Genomic DNA, 1072 nt, shown 5'->3' with positions numbered 1-1072 from the left:
CGCCGACGCGCTGGGCGACACGCCCGCCTCCGCCTCGGAGCTCGCCGAGATCGTGGGCACCGAGTCCGTCCCGCTGCGCCGGCTGCTGCGGGCGCTGTGCTGCTACGGAGTCTTCGCCGAGACCGGCGACGGCGCCTTCGTCCACACGGAGACGTCCAGGCTGCTGCGCGAGGACGACCCGAACAGCCTGCGGTACATCTCCCTCTGGTGCACCGAGCCCTGGACCTGGGAGGTCTGGCCACGGCTCGAGGACGCGGTACGCACCGGTACGAGCGTCTTCCCGGAGACGTTCGGGAAGGGCTTCTTCGACTACCTCCACCAGGACGCGGGCGAGTCCGCCCACGTCTTCAACCGGGCCATGACGACGTCCAGCGAGCAGTCGGCGCGGGACGTGGCCGAGCTCCTCGACCTCACCGGGGTGTCCTCGGTCGCCGATATCGGCGGCGGCCAGGGCCATGTGCTCGCCGGCCTCCTCGAGAAGCACCCGTCGGTCCACGGAACCCTCATGGACCTGCCCGGTGTCGTGGCGAGGGCGGACGCCCGGCTGCGGGACGAGGGCGCCCTCGCCGACCGGGTGCGGATCGTGGCCGGGGACTGCCGTGAGGAGATCCCGGTCGACGCCGACCTCTACGTCATCAAGAACATCCTCGAGTGGGACGACGAGAGCACCCGGCGGGCTCTGGGCAACGTCGTCGCCACGGCCCGTCCGGGTGCCCGCGTCGTGGTCATCGAGAACCTCGTCGACGACACCCCCTCCATGCGGTTCACCACCGCCATGGACCTGCTCCTGCTCCTGAACGTGGGGGGCGCCAAGCACACGAGGGAGAGCCTGCTCGGCCGGCTCTCCGATGCCGGTCTGCGGGTCGGCGAGGTCCGCCCGGTCAACGCGTACCTGCACGCGTTCGAGTGCCTCGTGCCCTGACCGGCCCGCGCACCACGAGCGCCCCGGGCCGGCGGTGTGCCCGGCCCCGGGCGGACGGCCGGGTCCGCGCGGCCGCCGCGTTCAGGCGGGGGCCCCCCGCTCCCACCGGGAGAACTGCGGGGCCCACGCCTGCATAGGACCCCGCCATGG

General features: G+C 72.9%; 1 protein-coding gene. It reads left to right on the top strand.

The window, feature by feature from the left end:
• The coding region (locus ABZ371_RS32835; RefSeq protein ID WP_358686640.1) for a methyltransferase at nt 1-922 on the top strand (922 nt) is incomplete at its 5' end.
• Nucleotides 923-1072 lie beyond the last annotated feature (150 nt).

Origin of the sequence: Streptomyces sp. NPDC005899 (assembly GCF_040629645.1) — a bacterium.
Taxonomy (GTDB): Bacteria; Actinomycetota; Actinomycetes; order Streptomycetales; family Streptomycetaceae; genus Streptomyces.
This window is presented reverse-complemented; position numbering and strand designations above follow the sequence as displayed.